At 40.6% G+C, this 1,819-nt stretch carries 3 protein-coding genes and 1 pseudogene; all 4 read left to right on the top strand.

What is annotated here, in order from left to right:
- Window positions 1-207, top strand: a 207-nt coding sequence (locus EI161_RS14185; protein ID WP_192524905.1) for an IS30 family transposase, incomplete at its 5' end; no start/stop codon positions are given.
- 28 nt (window positions 208-235) lie between these two features.
- A pseudogene (locus tag EI161_RS14180) lies at window positions 236-475 on the top strand (IS1 family transposase); the annotation flags it as partial.
- A gap of 55 nt (window positions 476-530) precedes the next feature.
- Window positions 531-1,112: an aminoacyl-tRNA hydrolase gene (gene pth / locus EI161_RS14175; RefSeq protein ID WP_192523778.1), complete on the top strand. Its 582-nt coding sequence runs from the start codon at window positions 531-533 to the stop codon at window positions 1,110-1,112.
- A 147-nt stretch (window positions 1,113-1,259) separates the two neighbouring features.
- Complete coding sequence (gene panD / locus EI161_RS14170; protein WP_149490449.1) at window positions 1,260-1,640, top strand: aspartate 1-decarboxylase; 381 nt, start codon at window positions 1,260-1,262, stop codon at window positions 1,638-1,640.
- Window positions 1,641-1,819 lie beyond the last annotated feature (179 nt).

Here is a 1,819-nt window from a genome sequence, read left to right as displayed (position 1 = left end):
TTCTTCTTTGCCGATGCTTATGCGTCATGGCAGCGAGGAACCAACGAGAATACCAACGGCTTAATCAGAGAGTTCTTGCCTAAGGGTTGTGACTTTAGACAAGTCTCTGATAATGAGATACAGGACATTGAGAATAAACTAAACAACAGACCAAGAAAACGCTTAGGGTTTAAAACGCCCAATCAGGTGTTCTATAATATAATTTAGCGTTGCACTTGGTATGTTAATCTAACAACTTAAAGTAAGCTATGGCTCTATCAGTATGGACAACTGGGATAGCTTTAAAACCGCCTTTAAAGGTGATCACAAACAGGTTGGCAAACAGCATACCATAGGTATAGAGGGTAATAACTGTCGCCTTAGACACCGATTAAGACGAGCGGTTAGAAAGACTTGTTGCTTCTCAAAAAAGCTTGATAATCATTTTAAAGTGTTTGATTTGGTGTTCTTTTACATCAATTATGGCTACGTCTGATGCCAGCATACTTTTTAGAACACCACCACTTATTAAATTCAAGCAGGATATTTTTATGGCCATAAAGCTTATTGTCGGTCTTGGTAATCCTGGTCAGCAGTATATGTTTACGCGTCATAATGCAGGATTTTGGTTCGTCTATCATTTGGCTCAGCAGTTTAATATCACCCTTGCCCATGACAAAAAATTCCATGGAATGACAGGACGTGGACAAATTCACGGGCACGATGTGCGTTTATTACTGCCACTGACCTTTATGAATAAATCTGGCCAGTCAGTAGTGCCGATGGTCAATTTTTATGGTATTGATAATAATGAGCTATTAATTGCCCATGATGAGCTCGATATTCCAGCTGGTAGCATCAAACTCAAAACCGCTGGCGGTCATGGTGGACATAATGGTTTGCGTGATATCACCCCACATATTGGTAACGATTTTCATCGCCTGCGTGTGGGTATTGGTCATCCTGGTCACAAATCTAAAGTCAGCGGACATGTGCTCTCTAAAGCCTCTCCTGATGAGCAGACAGCCATCGATAGCGCTCTAAGCGCCGCTTTTGATGCTTTACCACTGTTATTAGATGGTGATATCGAAAAAGCACGCGCACAAATTAATGGTTTTAAATTACCTGAATAATATTCGGTCATTCGGATGAGCTATTTAAATAGCTAAATCGATAATTTATGAGTGACTTTTATTCAAATAACTTTTATTCTACCAATCTTGTCCCCATTAAGCTTTTGATTTGGTTCATTTATATCAGTTACGCTAAGGAAGCAACCTATGCTACTTAATATGCTCAAATGCAAATTACATCGCGCCCGTGTTACTCATGCCGAACTTCACTACGAAGGCTCATGCGGTATCGACGGTGATCTGTTAGACCTTGCCGGTCTGCGTGAAAACGAATCTATCGACATCTATAATGTCACCAATGGCAAACGCTTTCGCACCTATGCTATCCGCGCTGAAGCCGGCTCTGGTATCATCTCATTAAACGGTGCCGCCGCTCATATGGCAGACTTAGGTGATATTGTTATCATCTGTGCTTACGCGCATTTTGATGAAGCTGAGGCCGAAACGTATCAGCCAAAACTGGTCTATTGCAACGAAGACAATACCGTTAAAGACACCGCCAATATTATCCCTGTACAAGTGGCTTAACTGTCATAGTGTTAAACCGCTGACGTTTATCCGATTGGATACTTTACTAAAATAGCTGAATCTGAATAAGGTTTGGCTTTTTTTATGCGGACAATTATTTTTAAATTCTTAGATTAACACATGAAGTGCAATACCAAATGCGAGGTGAAAAAAAGACCTAGATGCGCTAGCATCAAAGT

Source organism: Psychrobacter sp. FME5, assembly GCF_014861375.1.
Lineage (GTDB): Bacteria > Pseudomonadota > Gammaproteobacteria > Pseudomonadales > Moraxellaceae > Psychrobacter.
This window is presented reverse-complemented; position numbering and strand designations above follow the sequence as displayed.